Below are 21137 nucleotides of genomic sequence, written 5' to 3' on the forward strand. Positions count from 1 at the left end.
CGCTCACCTCATCCAAGGATTTTCTTCATGTTAGGCGTTTATAGAGGGCTTAACCCCGTTCTCAAATCATCAATATTTCCTTAATATCTTCCTCGGTAAGAGTAGAATTTATTTTCTCCTCAGAATCGATGATTTCTTCGATGAGGTGGCGCTTCTTGTCTTGCAATTCATTCATTTTTTCTTCGATGGTTCCGCGGGCAACCAGCTTGATGACCTGAACCACATTTTTCTGTCCCATCCGGTGGGCACGGTCGGCTGCTTGTTCTTCAACTGCTGGATTCCACCAAGTGTCATATAATATCACGGTATCCGCACTCATCAGGTTTAGTCCCGTTCCTCCAGCTTTCAAAGAAATCAGGAACAAATCCCGCTCCCCCTGATTAAATCGTTCACAGATTTCCACCCTTTCTTCTGATGGAGTTGTTCCATCAAGGTAAAAGAAGGGCAGTCCTTTCGCTGTTAACGCCCTGCCAATGAGCTCAAGCATTTTCGTGAACTGCGAAAAAATTAACACCCTTCTTCCAGCAAGCTTTGATTCATCGACGATCTGCAAGAGCTGTTCAAATTTCGCTGAGCTTCCTTTATAACCATCGACAAACAAGCTGGGGTGGCAGCAAATCTGCCGCAGCCGCGTCAAACCAGCTAAAATTTTGATGCGATTTTTCCGAATCGTATCTTTGTCGAGATGCTTCAACGTGTCATGCCTCAACTTTGCCAAATAAGCCGCATACAGCTTCTTTTGTTCAGGAAATAACTCCACTGATTCCTGCGACTCGATTTTTTCAGGAAGTTCTGCAAGCACGTCCTCCTTTATCCTGCGAAGTAAAAAGGGACGGATTCTTCGGGCAATGTTTTTCCTTGAAAGTTGACTAAATTCCTTTAAACCGCGAAACAGTTCCGGAAAGACGACGTGAAAAATCGACCACAGCTCCTCTGATGAATTCTCCACCGGTGTCCCTGTAAGCGCGAAACGATTATCGGACTGGAGCTTCTTCGCCGCCCGTGCCGTTTGTGTCAAAGGATTTTTAAATGCTTGGGCCTCATCAAAAAACACCGTATGAAACGATTGTTTCTCAAACCAGGTAATTTCCCGGCGTAATAACGGGTAGGAAGTGATCAGCACATCAAAATCTGTTAGATCCTTCAAAAGCTTGGACCTCTCTGCTTTATTCCCATCGATGACAACCGCCTGTAGCTCGGGTCCGGCAAATTTCTTGATTTCGTTCAGCCAGTTATACGTCACGGATGATGGGCAAACAACGAGGACTGGCTGCTTATTTTTGCGAATATCGGGAAGCACCGACACAACAAACGCGATGCTTTGGATCGTTTTTCCGAGTCCCATATCATCGGCTAAAATCCCGCCGAATCCATAGTAGGCAAGGGTTTTCATCCATTTAAACCCGAGCTTTTGATAACTTTTGAGGATCGGGTCTAAGCTCGTTGGCACCTCGAACTCCAAACGGCCGGGATGGTAAAGGTGATCAAGCAACTGCCGGAAGGATTCCTCCAGCTTAAAGGCATCGCTCACATCAACTGAATCAAGCAGTTGAAGACTCTTTTCAATCGGTAAATCTAGACCGTCTGCGATATCTTTATTTTTTACATGCGGTGAATGAAGAAAACGCTGAATTTCTTCTAATTCTCTTGTCTGCAGCGAGAGCAGTGAGCCATTTGGCAAACGATAATATTTCCGCTTTTCTTCTAATGCGGCTAATATCTCGCGAATCTGTTTTTCAGGAATACCGTCCATTTCAAATTTGAATTCAAGCCAATTGGTCCGTTCCTTTTTGACCCTTACCCTTATCTGCGGACGAGCATTTTCTCTAAAAATTCGATTTCTTACGGCCGTCGTTGCATAAATTCTAACCAGCTTTTGGAGCTTCGGGACGATATAATACAAAAACTCATACTCGAGTTCTTCATTATGCAAATAATAGCCGCCGTCTGTTTTGGCAAACGAGCTATCCTCGATTAGCTTGAGGATTTCTTCTTCCTTGTCCACATCCCTAACCATCATCGTGCCTGCCGGGAGTTCCCTGCTTTCCAATGGGTTAAGAACGATATTTTCGTAGTGAAACTCAAGTCCAGCTAAGAGACGATTCTTGACACGGTCCAGGTAGAGCTTGGCAGAAAGCGGCGTCTTCATCCATTGCTTAGTTAAACTTTCAGCGATGGTAACCTTGCCTAACTTTTTTAATTCTTGGGCCACCTTTTCTAGAAAAAAGTGGATCTGTTCTTGGGGAATTGGAATTTGATTGGTTCCGGAAGCAGCGAGCATCTGTTTCATGTCTGAAAGCCGTTTACAGTCCTGACTTTCCAGCTGCTTTATTTTTCCTTCATATAATACAGACCGATAGGCCTCGAAGACAATCAGCTGATGAAAGCCGTTCACCTTCAGCTGATAGCCCATTCCTTCCGTTTCTATAAAGTCAAACTGTAATGGCAGCGATTCGTCTGTTATGTGCATTCCAGCAAATGCTTGTCCATTATATTCCACCTTCACATGTGGTGCTCTAAGCAGTAAAGGCAGCAGCCGTTCCCATGTAGTTGGCGGAATATGGAGTATCTGATGGTTTTCCTTCTCCAACTCAGCTTTTCCATACACCTTTTGATCACGGATCACGTGGATGAGCTGCTGAATAACCACATCTGTTTCATTTTGAAAACAATGCAGACTGGGGTCGTACGTAAATGATTTAGAAAGGAAACAGCGTTTTCCTTCTCGCACTTGCTCCAAAAAAGCACGGATATTATCCACTTTAGTCGATACTAGCTTCATTTCTATTCCGAATATGTATCGGCCGTTGCCAATCGCCACAGGTTTACAGGTAATTTCGACGTCAAGTACTTTTCTTTTTTCAAAATGAAGCTGGTGACCACTTGAGCGGACTGGAGGATCAGTGAAAAGAGTCCTTAATCCTTCTGTCAGTCCCTGATTTGCTGACGTGGATGGAATGGTTCCTTGACGCTGATGGTCGTAAATTGCTATTAAAACAGCTGCAATATGCTGACAATCCTTAGCAAAGGATTCGAGCTTCGGACAGCTACATTCCGTTAGAATATCTTCGTGGTCATCCGTCGCAATGGTTACATGGAACTTTTCCTCACCTATAACGGTTGCTTGACAACGATTAGGCTGATAATCTTCAAAAGTTACTTTATCCGAACGATAAAAATAATCTCCTCGTTTGAAGGAGACCATGCCACACATTTCTTGAATGACTTTATGATTTAATCTTATGTTCACGAGGCTTGCTCCTTCCTTGAAGATTAATTTTTGCTATTACGATTGTAACATAAGTGCGAAGTTTACGATTACATCTTTACTCCAATTCCCAACCAGCGTACTTTTCGTGCCTTCCCCTTGAATCAATTTCGAGTATTTTATCAATATACGGGCAAATTACAGTAAAAGGTATAGAAAGGAGTGTTGAATAGGTGAAAAGGTCTGTTTGGATTATTATTGCGTCATTGTTTTTGATTGTTTCCGGGTGTACCACTACCCAAAAACCTTCTAAGAAAAATGAGACGAAATCGGAAATAAAAAAGGAAAACAAGGGTGAGGACAGCGCACAGCAAATGGATGATAGTAAGCCGAAGGATCAATTGGTAGGCACCGACTATCGTTCTTATCAGCATATGGATTACAAAGCCAAGATTGCACCAAAGTTTGCAGCTGATGAACTGACCAAACCTCCAACTGGGAATTGGCCAACAAACGGGGGAGATATTCGCAATAACAGATATTCCCCACTAGATAAAATCACTGCCTCAAACGTAAAGAATTTAAAAGTAGAATGGGTCACGAGCCTAGGTTCAGGTTTGGAATTTAAATATTCGGGTGAAGCAACTCCGCTTGTCTATGATGGAGTCATGTTCACCACTACAGGAGCCAATCAAGTCCAAGCCCTCGATGCTAAAACGGGGAAAATGATTTGGGAATATCGCCCCCAGCTTGCGGAAGGGTTAAATACTGTCTGCTGCGGATGGACTAGCCGCGGGGTGGCATTAGGTGACGGAAAAGTCTTTGTAGGATTATTGGATGCAAGACTGGTCGCTTTAGATCAAAAGACCGGGAAGGTGTTATGGGAAACCAGGGTCGATGATTGGGAGAAAGGCTATACCATTACAAGCGCCCCCCTCTATTATGATGGCAAGGTATATACGGGGATTGCTGGCGGTGAGTATGCAATAAGAGGGTATGTAGCTGCCTATGATTCAGAGATAGGCAGACAAGTTTGGAGAAGCTATACGCTGCCTGCTCCAGGCGCAAAAGGAAGCGATACCTGGCCGAAGGATAGCAGGAACTGGTTGACAGGCGGTGCCCCGGTTTGGCAGACGCCAGCCATTGATCCGGAATTAGGACTCATTTATTTTTCAACCGGAAATACTTCCCCAGACCTGGACGGCAGTAAAAGAGAAGGTGATAATTTATTTGCCGACTCCATTCTCGCCTTGGACGCCAATACTGGCGAATACAGATGGCATTTTCAAGAGGTCCATCATGATATTTGGGATATGGATCCTGCCAACCCTGTTGTTCTATTTGATGTGAAAATGGGCGGACAGATGAAAAAAGGAATGGCCCAGGCCGGGAAAACAGGGTGGCTCTACATTTTGGACCGGACTAACGGGAAGCCGCTGATTGGGATAGAGGAAAAACCTGTTCCGCAAAATGCGAACCAAAAAACCTCTCCTACTCAGCCATTTCCAATTGGGGATGCCTTTGTACCGCAGGCGGTCACGGAGGAAGATGTTAAACGTGATCTGCCAAAGGATTTTAAAGGTGAGATTGGCAGTATCTTTACTCCGTTTTGGGATAAGCCGGTGACCCTCAAACCGTCGCCTCAAGGGGGAGCGAACTGGCCGCCATCTGCCTATAACCCGAACACAGAGTATTTTTATGTCCTTGGTAATGATAATTATTTCGCCTATGCCCATTATGCGGAAGAAGAAAAAGACAGGTTTGAAGAAGGGAAGGAGTATATCGGAAGTGTCTGGCAGCCGGTAGAAAAGTCCCCAAGCCGCGGCACCGTGACCGCACTCGACATTAAAACGAATAAAATCGTTTGGCAAAAGAAGTGGGATGCAATCGCCTACAGCGGCCTTTTAACCACAAAAGGAAACCTGGTATTCACAGGGCATAATGATGGACGGATTATTGCCTATGATGCCGCCAAGGGTGACCAATTATGGGAGTTTAAAATGGATGCCGGCGCAAATGCCCCGCCAATCACCTATGAAGTCGATGGGAAACAGTATATCTCCATCTTCGCCGCAGGAAATACATTAGCGGGTACAAAACATGGTGATAAAATCTATACCTTTTCATTAGAGGGTCAATATGGATCTGTCAAGGATATTCCTAAGGATAAAATAAATACATCACCAGTCAAGAATAAGGCTGCTAAAACAGAAAAGCAGCAAGCTGCTGATAAAAATAAAACCAAAAAAGAAGATACCACCACGGCAGAAGGAGAAACTGTCTATAAAAACAATTGCTTGGCCTGCCATGGTGCAGGCGGCGGGGGTGGACATAATGGTCCAAATTTACAACAGACAAAAATGGATCTGGATGCCATCATTAAACAGGTGACAAATGGAAAAGGCCAGATGCCTCCGTTTAAAGATACGTTGAGTAAAGATGAAATTCAAGCAGTTTCCAAATATGTAAAGAGCCTTAGCGGCGGATAATGCAAAAAAAGGTAATCGTCCTGGACGATTACCTTTTTGATTATTTTTTATTAGTAGATGCCTTTTCTGTTAATGAAAGATGAATTAAACGGTCATCTTTTTCTGTTGGTTTCCCGCGTTTGTCTCGGTTACTGGTAATCGTATACAACTCATTGTTCTCTACCAGCACATCCCTTAATCTGCCAGCATCTCCGTAAAACTCTTGAAATTGTTTATTGGCCAGATCATAGGTAAATATTTTCTTGCCAGCTAATGAAGCGACAAAGAGTTTTCCATCATTAAAAGCCATACCTGATGGCGCCCAAGTTTCATAACCGGATTGAATCATCGGCTTTATCATGTCCTTTGCTTCTTCATCCCCTTGAATAACAGGCCATCCATAATTCTTCCCTGCTTGAATCAGGTTAATTTCATCATGACCTGATTCTCCATGTTCTGAACTATAGAGATTTTTACCATTATCCCAAGCTAATCCCTGTGGGTTACGATGACCATAAGAGTAAATATACGAATTTTTAAATGGGTTGTCCGCCGGGATACCGCCATTTACATTCATTCTTAAAATTTTTCCAGCTAAACTGTCAAGTTTTTGTGCATTGTTCGACTGGCCAACATCACCTGTAGTGGCATATAACATTCCATCAGGGCCAATTTTAATCCGGCCGCCGTTATTTACCATGCCGCCTGGAATCCCATCTAAAAGGACTCTTTCTTCCTTCCACGTATGGTCTTTCAGTTTGAGCGAAATGATTCGGTTTAGCGTCTTACCGTCTTTCTTATAGGTATGATAAGCAAATGCCATCTTTGTTGTCGCAAAATCAGGTGCTAACGTAAATCCGAGAAAACCACCTTCCCCTTCATGGAAAATCTCCTCTGAAACCTTTACATTCTGCACATCTACTAAGCCAAGATTTCCGTCAATTTGAATGACCGAACCTTCCCGCTGACTTAAGAAAATCCAACTGCCATTCTTGTTAATCGTCCATGGGATGTTCAAGTGATTCGCATTGACACTCCCATCATCCGAAACCGCTACCTCTACCGCCCTTTTGATTACCTCATTTGCATCCTGCTGAAAGGAACCCTGTTTTTTACCGGCATCACCTGCGTCATCTTTATCATTCCAAAACAATGCAATCCCAAGCCCCGCTGCCAAAACAACACCCAGCACACTAAAAAATACTACCCTTTTCAAAATACCACCTCAAAATAATAATTTTCTCCAACAGTGTAGACAAATTTCGGATTATTTAAACACTTTCAAAAAGATATGCCTGACCCTCGGTGAGTTAAAACGTTAAGCAACGGGTATCAGGGCACCAATAGTTAAGAGGTTTTGCCTTAAAACCATGATTCACATCTTTAGTACCTGTTTCTGTCCTTTCGAATGAACCAGAAGCAGTTCTACGGAACTATTCTTGGGTCAATATTCTAGGAAAGAATAACTGTTTTGTTGAAAATTTACATTAGCTTAATATTCTAGATAAATTCTCAGATTATAATAGGGTCGTCATCATAAATGAAGAGGAGCGACATAATGAGAAACATATTTTTTAAGAGGTTTTTTAATTTACTAGTTATTGCTGCGCTGGTTCTACCAATCTTCTCTAGTATTTCCATTCGTGCGCATGCAGAAGACACTGTGTCTGTTAAATTGCTATCTGTAAACGATTTACATGGAAAAATCGATGTAACAGGAACAGTTAATAATGAGAATTATGGTCGCGCAGATTATTTGGCTACTTACTTAAAAGCTCGTAAAGCAACCAATCCAGATAACACGCTGATTATCCATTCTGGAGATATGATTGGCGGAAGCTCTCCAGTTTCAGCCTTGCTTCAAGATGAACCAACTGTCGAAATCATGCATGCGATAGGATTCGATGTAGGGACTGTGGGGAACCACGAATTTGATGAAGGTACACAAGAACTCCTTCGGATGGTGCATGGCGGTGACCATCCAAACGGCACAATAGGATATAAAGGGATGAACTTTCCAGTTGTTGCTGCTAATGTGGAATACAAAGATACCGGAAAGCTAGTATTTGATCCATATGCCATTAAAGAAGTGGCTGGTGTAAAAATAGGCTTTATTGGTGTAGCAACGGTTGAAACACCCAATATGGTGATGGCTACTGGAATTAAGGATATTCGTTTCACGGACGAAACAGCTGCGGTTAATAAATATACGGCAGAGCTAAAAGCGCAAGGAATTAAAGCAATTGTCGTTTTAGCTCATGTTCCCGGAGATCAAAGCGGCGAAACGGCAACAGGTCAAATTGCCAAATTAGCGAAGAGCGCAGATGACGAGGTAGATGTTATTATTGCCGCCCATAACCATGTGAAACTTAATGCGATTGTAGACAACAAGCTAATTGTCCAAGCTTGGGAATATGGAAAGGCTTTTGCAGACATTGATTTGAAAATTGATCCTGTTACAGGTGATATTGTTGAAAAACAAGCGGAAATTGTTGATGTTATTCAAAAAGGTGTAACTCCCGATCCTGAAGTCAGTGCTATTTTAGCCAAATATCATGAAATGGTCGGGCCAATATTAAATGAAGTAGTTGGAGTTGCCTCCGTTCCAATGAATGGCGGCTATCCGATAAAAGGTATCATTGGTGACAATGCGCTAGGAAACTTGATTGCAGACGGAATGAATTATGAAATGAAGTCTGATTTTGCATTAATGAACGGTGGAGGAATTCGTGACATTCTCGGTAAAGGCGAAATTACTTGGGAGAATCTTTTCAATATCCAGCCCTTTAATAACACTCTGATAAGTGTCACGATTCCAGGGTCTGCATTGGAACCGATTTTAAATGCTCAAATTTCATCCTATGGACCGGACGTTTCCATTGGCGGTTTCTCTTATACATGGAATAGTGCGACAAACAAAGTCGTGAACATCTATCTTCCAGATGGAACGCCAATTGATAAAAATAAGACGTATTCACTTACGGTCAACAATTACATGTACGAACATGCGACTGATAAATATAAAATTCGTCAATATGGCAAAAACCCAATTCAAGGACCTGAAGATTTACAAGCCACTGTAAATTTCGTGAAAAGCATTAATGGACCAATCCATTATGCTGCAGAAGGAAGAATATCGGAAGATACCAAAGCTCCTGAACTAGCGGATGCGAAATTACCTGATGCCGACTTCAGAAACGGGTCCTATCTTCATGATGTTACCATTGCCTTGGAAGCAACAGATGCAGGTATTGGTGTTTCGCATATTGAGTATAGCTTGGATAACGGTGTCACTTGGAACCGTTATGAAGATGGGCTTACTGTAAATAAAGAGGGTAAAAACTCTGTTCAATATCGTGCAATTGATAAAGTGCATAATGTTTCAGAGACAAAAACCTTAGAAGTATTCATTTCATCTGCGACAATCGAAAATACGATTGCTTTAGTACAACAAGCAGAGGGGAATAAAGGAATAAAAACTTCCCTTATCGCTCAATTAGAAGACGTAATAAAAACATTTGAAAAAGATAAGGAAAATAAAGCTTATCAATCTCTTGAAAAAATCTACTTGCGTATTAGCCAGCTCCCAAATAAGCACTTGGAAGAAGTAGATAAAAAAGAAATCATGTTCATGCTCCAATACATCATTGAACATCGAACAGCAATTAGCGGAGATGAGTTCCCTGCCTTAAAAGCAAGTTAGTTTAGACATAAAAACAGCGGTTTTCTTTTGTAAAGAAGACCGCTGTTTTTTTTGCAGAAAAGTAGGTTAACTTCGGTCATGATTTTTGGTAAAATCATCTAAATAGGTTAGGAGGGGATTTCCATGATTACATATCCACATTTAAAGAACGGAGCGACAATAGGGGTAACGGCACCTTCTTCAGGAGTAGCTACTGAATTACACGAACTCGTCAAACTTGCATGCAGCCGATTAGAGCAGAAAGGTTTTCAAGTTTTATGCGGCGATACTGTGTGGTCGCATTACAAGGCAAAATCTGCACCTGCGGTAAAACGGGCAGCCGAATTTAATGGGCTGATGGCTGACAGTGACACCGACATCATCATTCCTCCTTGGGGCGGTGAGCTATTGATGGAAGTTCTCGAACATATTGACTATGAAAATATTAAAAATAAGTGGGTATTAGGATACTCCGATATTAGCGGCTTACTCTTAGCCATCACTTTGAAGACAGGAATCGCAACCGCTCACGGGACAAACCTAATTGATTTACGAGGGGAATTTTCAGACGAAACGACAGCCATGTGGGAGTCGGTATTATCAACAGAAACGGGTGAATCTGTCCTACAACATTCCTCGGATCAATATCAGAAGGAATGGAATCACGCTGATCCCTCTCCTTGTGTTTTTCATTTAACAGAAAAAACTCAATGGAAAACTGTCTCAAATCGTAATGTGAAGATGCAAGGTCGTTTACTTGGCGGATGTATTGATATTATCAGGCATCTAATCGGCACACCGTTTGGTGATGTTCAAAGCTTTAGAAATCAACATATCAATGGAGAGCCAGTTATTTGGTATTTGGAAAACTGCGAAATGAACACTGCTGATTTACGAAGGTCATTGGTACAAATGAAGTTAGCCGGCTGGTTTGACCATTGCTCAGGTTTGATGTTCGGCCGAAGCCCAGCAAATACGCCGGTCGATAACTATACGGTGGAGGATGTTTATCAAGACTTGGTTGATGAACTCGACATACCGATTATTTACGACATTGATTGCGGCCACGTTCCACCGCAAATCACCTTTATCAATGGCGCTTATGCTGAGGTTGAGGCTGCAGAAGGAAAAGGAACCGTTTTGCAATTTTTCCGGCCATAATGGAATTCGAGTAGAATGTATCCGTAAAGAAAGGCAACTCTGGCGTTGCCTTTTTATGTTCAAAATTAAAAGGTGGATTCATGTGATTTCTAATTCCCCCGTTTTTCATACAAGTAAAAGATATAGTCTGTAGATGGGCCAGGATACCCTAATTGACGCAGCATAGCCGTAATATTTCCCCTATGGTAGGTGCCGTGATTGACGACATGCTGGACCAATTCTGAAATCCGTGTTTCCAGTTGACCATACATCGGATGTTTAAGCGTCTTATTGGCGTCTAAATCATCTTGGCTGCTTAGAAAATCTGTATATTGCTCCGAGAATTTCAAATACTCTCTTTCCATTTCTTCGAGAGTTTTATTTTCCATTTCCGTGGAATACTTTCCAACAAACTGCTGTATTTCTTCATAATTTTTGTCTGACATCGCACACAACCAAACTACATCTGTTTTAAAAAGATGGATCACGACCTGTTCCAAACTTGAAAACACACTTTTTACTTCCTGTTGATAAACTTCACTAGGCAATTCTTTTAAATGGTTAAAAACCCGCTTATTCGCCCAAACATGGTAATCATACAAACGCAGCGTATCCTGTTTCATTGGTAAAACACCTGCCTTTTTATAATTTTATTCTATTTACATTTTCTCTAAAGAAGTCGTATTTTCCTTTTTTCTATAGGCACAAGTGAAAATAGTTGCACGAAAAGTATGAATAGAGTATTCTCTATACATAGAAATTCTATATATATAGAATACTTATATACAAGGAGATCTGATAATGGAAGATGAGCAAGTAAGAGTTTTTGATACCAATCGGAATCCTATTGGAGTAGCAACTAGGAAGGAAGTTCACCGACTCGGGCTATGGCATGAGTCCTTTCATTGCTGGATTGTTAGCCGTGAAGAAGAAATCGATTATCTTTATCTGCAGCTTCGATGTGAAATGAAAAAAGACCATCCGAATCTGTTCGATATTACCTCTGCAGGACACTTATTAGCCCATGAATCGGCATTGGATGGCATTAGAGAGATCAAAGAAGAATTAGGAATTGATGTTACTTTTTCAGAGCTTATACCATTAGGGATCATCAATTATTGTGTCAACCATGAGGACTTAATTGATAATGAACTTGCACACACATTTTTATATAAAAAGAATCTGGCTTTTGATGTATTTAGCTTACAAGAAGAAGAAGTTTCAGGTGTCATCAAAGTGAAGTTTACTGATTTTATTGACCTTTGGACAGGAGCTAAACAAAACGTACACATAAAAGGATTTGAGATTGATCCAAATGGGCAAAAATTAGTTATTGATAGAATGGCTGGGACAAATTCCTTTGTTCCGCATGGGCTTTCATATTATGAAACGATTATTCAGTTGATACAAGAAAAACTAAATGAACGACGCTAAACCATATTGCGTTGTTTCAAAATGGCGGACAGTACCTAACACAGTTCGCCTGATTTTTGGGTTTGCAAATAAATGAGGCATTTCGCAAACAAACGGCTATTAGCAAGATTTAGGGTAAAATAGGGAGCCACAAAGGGAATGTTGACTCCAAAAAATACTACGACCAATATCCTCCAACTTTTCATTATGTTTCACTTGTGTCACACCCCAGCCCCTTTAATTCGTTAACCTTCTTTCCTTCCCAACCTCAGCCACTTCCATGAGCGTTTCATTAAGTATATCGAAATCCAAAATAACAGCAACGCATCAATCGTGTGCAGTGCCCGGAATGAACCGGAAAACGTTCGAATTGTCATGTGCTGCAAGGATGTTAGGACAAATAGACCTAAAGGCAGCCAGCGGAGCCCTCCACGAATTCGTCCGAAAAACGATAGCAAAAACATTAGAATGGCACCAAACTCAAAATAATTTGCGAAGACGCGATGCATCTGCCAATTATCGGAGTCTACAAATAGTCCCATTCCTGCAAAAAACACTTGCAGTATGATACATACAAGGTAACCCGCTGCAAGTAATCCATATATAAACCTTCCAGTACGCACGCCTGAAGATATTATCTCTTCTTCACTATTTTTCATATTGCGCCCCTTATCCTTACCTTTTTTGTTAATCACATTCTCTCCCCCCTTCATTTTCAAGCAAAATTTGACTGCTGTTTCTGTTTTCGCGGCCCCCACGGTTTGAAGACCGAAATTACGAACATGGAAACAAGAGAAATGATCTGGAGGATGATTCCAATCCACATCTGCCACTTGTTTACCGTAAACGCTGGATCCAAAAGAGCATTGAACCCATCATTTGTTGTCAACGTTACCGCGTTTAGAGTTAAGAAATACATAGCGATGGGCCCAAGGACTATTGAGAAAAGGGTTAATCCTTCTTTGACGATAATCCAGTAATATTTGAATAATCCCCATTTGGTCAGCACGGATAGTAAAATTCCTGTTACAACCGTTCCAATCGTCGAAGCGCGGACAGATGTCTTGGCAAGCACATACATGCTGCTATAACACGCTTTAAACACACCCGCGTCATCCGTGGTGGCAGCAGTTATACTAAATATCAGAAAAACGAATGCCACGCCTAACATAATGGCCGAAAACAATAGATGAAGGATTAGCAACCATTTTCTCTTAGTAATGCTAAGTCTTTTCATACATGGAAACTCCTTTCTTCAAAACCCTCTCCGTTATTAATGTTAATAGGTGTCTCTAAAAGGTCTCTAAACCAAATCTAAAAAAAGTATAAAAATAGCAAGGTTGTTCTCTTGTGAAAAAACAAAACGACCTTCACTGGTTTGTGAAAAGGCCGCTAAGAATTCCATATAGCTCAATTTTTCCACCACAATTAAACATTAAAACGATACCCAACACCCCAAATTGTTTCAATATATTGCGGCTTTGATGGGTCCGTTTCAATTTTTTCACGCAGTTTGCCAATAAAAACAGTGACTGTGGCGTTGTCTCCCATAGAATCCAGTCCCCAGATTTTTTCAAACAGCTCGTCTTTGCTGAAAACCCGATTTGGATGGATAGCTAAGAATAGCAGAAGGTCAAACTCTTTCGAGGTGAACTGAACTTCCGTTTCATTTATATAAACCTTACGCGATAACTTATCAATGCGAATCCCTCTTATTTGGACTTCGTCCATCTGTTTCACCTGGTTATCTGTCATTAATCGATCATAACGAGCTAGATGTGCTTTAACCCTCGCCACTAGTTCGCCAACACTGAACGGCTTGGTCATATAATCGTCTGCCCCAAGTCCGAGACCGCGTATTTTATCGATTTCTTCCTTTTTGGCTGATACCATTAAGATGGGAATGTTTTTCTTAATACGAACCTGTCTGCAAATCTCGAATCCATCGGTATGTGGAAGCATGAGATCGAGAATAATCAGATCATATTCCTCCTCCAAGGCCTTTTTGAGGCCCAGTTCCCCACTGGTGGCAAATTCCACCTGATAGCCGCTAGCTTCTAGGTAATCTTTTTCCACTTCCACAATTACCTGATCGTCCTCTATGATTAAAATTCGTTTCACTCATGTTCACCCTCATTATTGGTCTTTGGCAGTGTAAAATAAATGCTAGTTCCTTCCCCTAATTGACTTTCTGCCCAAACACTTCCGCCTTGCCCTTCGACAATCTGTTTGACGATCGCAAGTCCAAGGCCGGATCCTCCCGTTTCTGTATTCCTTGATGGATCTGCACGGTAAAAACGATCGAAAATATGGCTTAGTGCACCACTTTCGATTCCCGGCCCGTTATCTCGGATATGTACCGTAGCTTTCGTCTTGTCGTCGAACAATTCCACCCTGATTTCCTTTTGAACCTTGTTTATATATTTTAAGCTGTTACCAATGATATTCATCATGACTCTTCGCAGCTTTTCACGGTCGCCCAAGATAGGAACCGGCTTATCGGTTTCAACAAAAAATGTTAGATTGATTTCTTCCATTCGCGGGTCAAGTCGCAATTCTTCCACACAATCCTGCAAAAACAAATGAAGATCGATCGGCTCCACATGAAACGGCAAACGGTTTAAATCAAGTTTAGAATACAACATCAATTCGTCAATCAAATGATCCATATCTTCCGCTTTTTTCGCAATCATATTGATATATTTTTCCTGTTTCATGGCGGTATCCGCAATACCCTCCTGAATGCCTTGAACGCAAGCTTTAATTCCGGTGATCGGTGTTTTTAAATCATGAGAAATGTTGGAGATTAATTCTTTACGGTTTTCTTCGTACTCCAGTTGAAGATGGATAGACTCGTTTAACCTGATGCGCATTTCCTCAAAAGAAGCACCCAGTTCCCCGATTTCATCATTCCGTTTTAAAACGATTTCCTGTTCAAGATTCCCTTCTTTTATTTGTTCCGCAGCATGTTTGAGCGTGTACAAAGGTTTAATGAAACTGCGGGAAACTAAAAAAGTAAGAAACCCATTGGTTAGCCCGATCACCAATAGGAGAGATAACAAAAGCAACGGAAAGAACTTCCTTGCTTCATTAAAAAATGACTTTAAATCAGAAAGCAAATATACAGTACCTGCAGTGCCATCGCTGTAGGTAATCTTATATTTTTCAATAGAATAACGACTTTTTCCCCAACGTTCCCTGGTCTGACTAGTTTGCAGCTCTTGAATCTCTGTATTTAGATGAAGGTTATTCACAAAGGATGAAGTAAAGCTGACTTGGTTATTCTTCATCACCACAAGACCAGTTTGCAAACGATTCAATTGGACGTCGGTTTTTTTCAAAAACTCGCTGTCAGTAAATCGGTCAGGATCTGTTTGCGTCATAAACTTGACTCCGGCAATCAAGTCTCGGCGTTGGTTGGCCGTTTCCCAAAAGGCCGGCATTCCCTTTCCACCCTCTGTACCTGCCATACCTTTATAAAAAGCTGAAACTAGCGTTGTAGCAATTAAAACAAACAGGACGACAGGAATAATCGTCATAGCAATATAGGAAAGCAATAGTCTCTTCTTGATGGACATGGGCGAATCTCCTTAAAGCTGTTTTTCCTCGAATAGAATCACACCTGCTGAATAAGCCATTATACAATATGAAAGCATCAGAATAAACGAGTTGGCAAGCGTCGCAAAAGGGGCCCCGTTTCCAATCCAGAGTACATACCAGTTTGTGTAGGAAAAGATCGACCATACTGAAAGTGCCGGGAATATGAACGGTACGAACTTTGCAGCAGTATAAATGAGAATCATCGTTACAAAGGCTCCACTGCTTTTGTTAAAAAATTGGGCAATGAAAACCGAAACGAAACCAATTGCCATTAGCGGAAAAAACGCTGCCGCATAGGCCGTGATGATATCGAGAAAACCACTCGTGATATTTCCCCCCGGAACCAACCATCCCGAAATGATCGTCGTAATCATTAACACCCCGAGAAGTATGGCTAGAAAGATGTTGATAGCCGCCACTTTCGATGAAAACACTTTCGCCCTTGTAATTGGGCGAACAAGCCCCAGCTTTAATGTGTTTGATGCCACTTCACCTGAAAAAGATTCTGATGCAGACATAAACAAAAACAACGGAAGTAAGGAAAACGTGAACAACCGAAGCATCAACATGGGAAGATTACTGCCAAGCCCCAAATTATTATGCAAAAAAAGAAGGATAATAGCAGATATCACTGGGAGCAAAATGGCAAGTAGCAAAAATCCCTTTGTCCTATTATGTTTCCATAATTTTTCCGTCTCATTTATAATATTGGCGATGATCATCATGATCTCCTTCCTTTGATGTGTGTAATTGGGAAACAATATACTGTTCTAACGTAATGCCTGGCTCCACTAATTCATTCACGCCACCAACACGTATCATCTGGCCGTTTTGCATGATCCCAATTCGATTGACAATAAGACTAAGTTCAGTAATCATATGGCTCGAAATCAAGAAGGTAATCCCATGTTCGTGCGCTAACTGCTGAATCGTGTTTCGGAAATTGACGATGCCCTCGATATCTAGACCGTTTGTCGGTTCATCCAAAATTACTAGCTTTGGTTTCGACAGCAAGGCTGAAGCCAATCCCAACCGCTGCTTCATTCCGAGCGAAAAACCATTTACCCTCTCCTTCTTGTATGGAGCTAGACCAACCTGTTCCAGTACATCGTCAATCCTAGTCTTTGGCAGTTCCGGATAAAAACGAGCTGATAGTTTCAAATTATCGTAAGCACTCAAATATTCATAAGCATCAGCCGTTTCAATTATGCACCCGACTTGTTGCATCGCTTGTTCGAACTGATCAGTCGTATTATTCCCGAAAATAGTGACACTTCCGTGGTCCGGCCGAATTAACCCGATAATGATTTTTAATAGAGTCGTTTTTCCAGCCCCATTTGGTCCAATTAAACCGAAGATATCTCCCTTCGCGATGTCAAAACGGATATCCCGTACACCACGGCCATTCTTATATTGTTTAGTAATTCCATTTATCCCCAATACAATATCCACTTTCCAATCATTCCTTCCTCAGATTTATATTAAGAGAGGGCAACCAGACGTTTCGCTATCCGGCTGCCTGCCTTTTAATGACGCCAGCCGCGCTTCATTCCCTTATTTTTGATTTCCTCTATTTTCTTACCCGTTAAATCGATATGTTCAGGTACAGTTTTATTAAAATCAGAGTAATCGACATGAATGGTAATAGTCAGCTCATGTTTTTTCCCAGATTTATCTGTACCGGAAATATTGATTTTTGCCGTTTGCTCTTCCAGGATATCTTTTGTGCTAATTTCAGCATCCATATCGATTTTTTCAACCTTAATATTGTCTGTTAATTTCGGCATGTTGGTCATCCAGTCTGGGGTTTTTTCGTTTATTTCGTGATTCGCAATCTTAGATACAACAATTGTTCCCACCCCATTTACTACTGCAGGAACCTGGTCTCCGGAAAGATGCAGTTCCGCATGCTTGCCACCGTTTGCTTGATTTTCTACTGTCGCAAGGTCCTTAATATTCCCTAGCAATGTCCCGATTACTTGCTCCACCACTTTCGGCGGATTCGAATGATCCCCGTTGCGCTGCCATTTTGGAGCATTCATTTCCTTGACCTTATAAACATCATTTTCACTACTTTTAAAAATGACCTTTCCATCTTGCCTAAATACATTGATTGAGCGCTTTTCGGTAGAATCTCCAATGGTTGCAGCCACGCTTCCTGATTTCTGCTCCATATTTACCTTCAAGTCAGCAGCCCCTGTGACAAGCATTTTTCCGTTATCTGTTATCGTCAAGTCAACATTCGTTGTTATGCTTGTTTCTGCCTTCGTATTTTTCAGCGCTGTTTTGTAAGCATCATAACCGGATGTGTTTGCCATTGCGGAAAAACCACTTGCTAAAAGCAGTACCGCCCCGATTCCTAATCCTGCTCCCGCCGTCATCCATTTCTTTTTCATTGATAAACCTCCTAAATTATTTAGTGTAAAGCCTTGGCTGCATTTCCTCCGAATTAGGCCTACCAAAGCTTTCTGTCATTCATGATACCTTCCATGTCTAAACCGCCTCTAAAGCAATTCTAAAAAAAGTATAAAATCTGAATGAAAGATTATTCTCGAAAAGAAAAAAAGCCCTTGATAACTAACATTTTGTTATCAGGGCTTATTAGAATAATGCTCTATTTCTTTTTTATCTGCTTAATGTGTCGGCAATTTGAAGCACTATCCGTCCTCGTCCATGTCCCATTTCACTCACTGAATGTGCATGCTGGACTTCATTTAATGTAAATATTTTATCAGCGATAGCTTTAATCTTTTTCTGAGCAATTAAATCTGCAATCGCCCTTAAATCCTCCTTAGAGGCCAAACTACTATTTTTTTTCGCATTAATTCCAAGTTCCTTAGCCTTATCTATTGGAGGCTGTTCCACAAGCGAAATCAACGTTCCACCGGGTTTGATAATGGATAAAGACCGCTGAAGAGTATCGCCACCTACCGTATCTAAAACTAGGTCAACATCCTTTACAACCTTTTCAAACTGAGTTTTGATGTAATCTACCACATGATCTGCACCAAGAAGACGGATAAAATCTAGATTTTTTTTTGAGGCAGTCCCGATGACGTTCGCTCCTTTCCAGTGAGCAAACTGTGTCGCAAATGAACCAACTCCTCCGGCAGCACCATGGATGAGCACTTTCTGACCAGACACTAGTTTTCCTTCATTAAATAGAGCATTATAGGCAGTTGCAGCCCCACCTGTAATAGTAGCAGCTTCTGTAAAAGTAAGATTTTCCGGCATAGGAATGAGTTCATCGACGGATGAAATGGTATATTCAGTATAGGTTCCTTTAGCCCGACCAAAGACAAATTGTCCTATTTGAAAGTCTGTAACCCCTGGCCCTTGTTTTTCAACCACACCGGAAAAAGCAGAGCCAGGTATATAAGGAAAGTGAACAGGAATAATATTTTTAGTTAACCCTCGTCGGATTTTCCAATCAAGCGGAAGTACACCTGCCGCTTCAACGCGAATTAGCACTTCCCCTTCCTTTGGTTCTGGACACGGTATATTCCCTATTTTCAGTTCTTCTGGCCCACCATATTGATAAACCTGAATCGCTTGCATCATTTTTGATGTCATAATAGTAGCCCCCTTCGCTTTATTCTATTGCTTATTATTTTCTCCCCAAAAAGTTATGATGTCACTTAACATCGACTGTTTAATATCTTACAATTTTATAACCTTTTTCACTTCGGCAAAAGGGCTGGATTTTTCTACAACTTTAGGATGATTAATTGGAATATAGGAGAAACTTGTGACACTTATTAACTAATTCTATTAAATAATAGCGCAGACCAAAGCAGACTAATATATCAAATCATTTCACCCCCGCCAAAGCCGTTCGAATATACTGGTATAGTTTGCATCCATACCGAATTCGGCGGCTGGATTTGGGTTTTCAATATAATAGCTTTCGGCTGAGCTAATTTTCATCATTTGTATAGTCATTAAGCACTATTATTCTAAATCAAGTGTTTTGCCTGTTTCTACTAATGTCTTTGTGTTACTAAGGATCATCCACCATGCAGCATCACTGTTCTCGTAATGAGGATCCCCTTCCTGCCATTTGTCATGAATGAAGGTTAACTTCGTACACGCGCCAACTGGCTCTAAGAGATAGGAAATTCTAGATTCATATTCCTGTTTATCATCTTTCGTGTAAGATTTTCCGGCAAAGTGGGTAAAACGGAGTACTTGATTTGGGACATGCTCTAATACATTCCCATAAACATGAACCGTTTCATCGCCATCAGCCCCCGGGCCAACGTATTCCAACAAATCTCCAACTTGAAAGGTGGATCGGATCACACTTCCATAATAAATTTGCTTTGTTCCCTCCGGCGAGATTAATGCCTTCCATACATCCTCTGGACTTCCGCCAATATAAAATACATACTTCAGATCCTTCATCAACAAAATCCCTCCTCATTTTTGTACTACCTTTTACATCATAAACAAACTTCACTGACACATACGGTCAGTGAAGTTAAAAGTTTTGATAATGTTTAACTAATTCTGAAGTGACCGTTACCATTTTCTCTTTTAAAAATAACGGTTCTAGGATCTTTATGGCCCTTCCATAGGGAAGAAGATAGTAGGGTACATAACTATTGATCGATTGCTCATCGATCCTAAAATGAGCATGATTTTCCGACCGGCGGATAAGTGCATGCCCAAATAACCAATGCTGGCATAAATCATCGAGGGCATGCGCATGTCCTTCAATTTGGATGGAAATCAGATGTTCAGGCTGATCTAAATCAGGCAAAAGTCCATTTAGAAAAAAAGAACGTGCTGAAAAATCTGTTGGACGATCAAATTCAATACCTGTTCGAGATAGACTCACTATCCGATTCACACGAAAGCTGCGTATTTCACGGCGGAGGTGACAATAGGCGATGACATACCAATTTCCTTTCCAATAAATAAGACCATATGGATCAATGCTGCGTGGTTGAGGTGTGCTTTCATTTCCTTTTTGGTATTCCATTAATTGTGTTAAACCTTCTGCTACGGATTCTTCTATTTCTTGTAGAAGCGACTCCAATTCGGAATTTACTGGGGGCTGAATCACGTCAAATCCTGTTATATGACGATTGATATAATCCAATTGTTCCTGATTTGTATACTTCTTCAGCTTGGCGACTGCCCCATTCAAAACCTCACTAAATGGATACCCTGCCTCTGATGCAAAACTTGCTGCATGAATCAGTGCTTTTTGCTCGTCTACGTCAAAAAATAATGGCGCCTTTGTAAACTCATGAAGCAAACTGTAGCCTCCATTATGACCCGCATCCGAAATAATTGGAACTCCACTGGCACACAAGGCATCGATATAACGGTACACCGTGCGGATATTAATCTCTAATTCTTCCGCTAGTTGCTTGGCTGTCATACGTTTGCCAGTATTGAGCAACCATAGTATAGAAAGCATATTTACAGCCTTGGTCATGAGTTATTTAGTCCTTTCTACAGCAACTTTGGCAAGTCCCTTGCAGCTTTCATTCATTTATACGTGGTGACGTAATATATAGATTTTTCAAATAAACAAATTCATATACTAATTACAACTTTATGATAAAAGTTGCTCTAGGAAGTCCCTCGCAACGGGTTAATATAATTGGCCCCAGTT

General features: G+C 41.2%; 18 protein-coding genes. 4 read left to right on the forward strand and 14 right to left on the reverse strand.

The genetic code is table 11. From position 1 onward, the window contains the following. Nucleotides 1-61: 61 nt before the first annotated feature. Complete coding sequence (locus tag ACIQCO_RS08140) at nt 62-3250, reverse strand: DEAD/DEAH box helicase (protein ID WP_400427334.1); 3189 nt, start codon at nt 3248-3250, stop codon at nt 62-64. 191 nt (nt 3251-3441) lie between these two features. Between ACIQCO_RS08140 and ACIQCO_RS08145 the strand changes: the two genes are divergently transcribed. Then, nucleotides 3442-5697, forward strand: a complete 2256-nt coding sequence (locus ACIQCO_RS08145) for an outer membrane protein assembly factor BamB family protein (protein ID WP_400427335.1) — start codon at nt 3442-3444, stop codon at nt 5695-5697. A 40-nt stretch (nt 5698-5737) separates the two neighbouring features. On the opposite strand, the gene ACIQCO_RS08150 is transcribed toward ACIQCO_RS08145, so the two are convergent. Continuing rightward, nucleotides 5738-6892, reverse strand: a complete 1155-nt coding sequence (locus ACIQCO_RS08150; protein ID WP_400427336.1) for a PQQ-dependent sugar dehydrogenase — start codon at nt 6890-6892, stop codon at nt 5738-5740. A gap of 342 nt (nt 6893-7234) precedes the next feature. Between ACIQCO_RS08150 and ACIQCO_RS08155 the strand changes: the two genes are divergently transcribed. Further along, nucleotides 7235-9379, forward strand: coding sequence for a bifunctional metallophosphatase/5'-nucleotidase (locus tag ACIQCO_RS08155; RefSeq protein ID WP_400427337.1), 2145 nt, complete (start codon nt 7235-7237; stop codon nt 9377-9379). A 123-nt stretch (nt 9380-9502) separates the two neighbouring features. Further along, on the forward strand, nt 9503-10519 hold the full coding sequence (locus tag ACIQCO_RS08160) for a S66 family peptidase (RefSeq protein ID WP_400427339.1): 1017 nt from the start codon (nt 9503-9505) through the stop codon (nt 10517-10519). 89 nt (nt 10520-10608) lie between these two features. Here the strand turns inward: ACIQCO_RS08160 and ACIQCO_RS08165 are convergent, their stop codons facing one another. Next, on the reverse strand, nt 10609-11121 hold the full coding sequence (locus tag ACIQCO_RS08165) for a DinB family protein (RefSeq protein WP_400427340.1): 513 nt from the start codon (nt 11119-11121) through the stop codon (nt 10609-10611). Nucleotides 11122-11299: 178 nt separating this feature from the next. Between ACIQCO_RS08165 and ACIQCO_RS08170 the strand changes: the two genes are divergently transcribed. Next, the gene (locus ACIQCO_RS08170) at nt 11300-11932 is read left to right on the forward strand and encodes an NUDIX hydrolase (protein ID WP_400427341.1); all 633 of its coding nucleotides are present in this window, start codon (nt 11300-11302) and stop codon (nt 11930-11932) included. A gap of 224 nt (nt 11933-12156) precedes the next feature. On the opposite strand, the gene ACIQCO_RS08175 is transcribed toward ACIQCO_RS08170, so the two are convergent. The 11 genes from ACIQCO_RS08175 to ACIQCO_RS08225 all read right to left on the reverse strand — a co-directional run bounded on the left by ACIQCO_RS08175 (nt 12157) and on the right by ACIQCO_RS08225 (nt 20957). Further along, complete coding sequence (locus tag ACIQCO_RS08175) at nt 12157-12606, reverse strand: DUF6220 domain-containing protein (RefSeq protein ID WP_400427342.1); 450 nt, start codon at nt 12604-12606, stop codon at nt 12157-12159. A 20-nt stretch (nt 12607-12626) separates the two neighbouring features. Beyond that, the gene (locus ACIQCO_RS08180; protein ID WP_400427343.1) at nt 12627-13148 is read right to left on the reverse strand and encodes a DUF2269 family protein; all 522 of its coding nucleotides are present in this window, start codon (nt 13146-13148) and stop codon (nt 12627-12629) included. A 191-nt stretch (nt 13149-13339) separates the two neighbouring features. Beyond that, nucleotides 13340-14032 (reverse strand): response regulator transcription factor, encoded by a 693-nt coding sequence (locus tag ACIQCO_RS08185; protein ID WP_400427344.1) that lies wholly within the window; start codon nt 14030-14032, stop codon nt 13340-13342. Next, nucleotides 14029-15489 (reverse strand): sensor histidine kinase, encoded by a 1461-nt coding sequence (locus ACIQCO_RS08190; RefSeq protein WP_400427345.1) that lies wholly within the window; start codon nt 15487-15489, stop codon nt 14029-14031. The genes ACIQCO_RS08185 and ACIQCO_RS08190 overlap by 4 nt, the downstream gene beginning before the upstream one ends. A 12-nt stretch (nt 15490-15501) precedes the next feature. Continuing rightward, the gene (locus ACIQCO_RS08195) at nt 15502-16233 is read right to left on the reverse strand and encodes an ABC transporter permease (RefSeq protein WP_400427346.1); all 732 of its coding nucleotides are present in this window, start codon (nt 16231-16233) and stop codon (nt 15502-15504) included. Then, entirely contained in the window at nt 16208-16963 is a 756-nt protein-coding gene (locus tag ACIQCO_RS08200) for an ABC transporter ATP-binding protein (protein ID WP_400427348.1), read from the reverse strand. The genes ACIQCO_RS08195 and ACIQCO_RS08200 overlap by 26 nt, the downstream gene beginning before the upstream one ends. Nucleotides 16964-17037: 74 nt before the next feature. Further along, on the reverse strand, nt 17038-17907 hold the full coding sequence (locus ACIQCO_RS08205; RefSeq protein WP_400427349.1) for a hypothetical protein: 870 nt from the start codon (nt 17905-17907) through the stop codon (nt 17038-17040). Between the two features lie 229 nt (nt 17908-18136). Beyond that, nucleotides 18137-19084, reverse strand: coding sequence for an NADP-dependent oxidoreductase (locus ACIQCO_RS08210; RefSeq protein WP_400427350.1), 948 nt, complete (start codon nt 19082-19084; stop codon nt 18137-18139). Between the two features lie 243 nt (nt 19085-19327). Further along, nucleotides 19328-19453, reverse strand: coding sequence for a hypothetical protein (locus ACIQCO_RS08215; protein ID WP_400427351.1), 126 nt, complete (start codon nt 19451-19453; stop codon nt 19328-19330). A gap of 9 nt (nt 19454-19462) precedes the next feature. Beyond that, entirely contained in the window at nt 19463-19915 is a 453-nt protein-coding gene (locus ACIQCO_RS08220; protein ID WP_400427352.1) for an SRPBCC domain-containing protein, read from the reverse strand. 76 nt (nt 19916-19991) lie between these two features. After that, entirely contained in the window at nt 19992-20957 is a 966-nt protein-coding gene (locus ACIQCO_RS08225; RefSeq protein ID WP_400427353.1) for a helix-turn-helix transcriptional regulator, read from the reverse strand. Nucleotides 20958-21137: the final 180 nt, after the last annotated feature.

This window comes from Neobacillus sp. NPDC093127, from assembly GCF_044754175.1.
Lineage (GTDB): Bacteria > Bacillota > Bacilli > Bacillales > Cytobacillaceae > Neobacillus.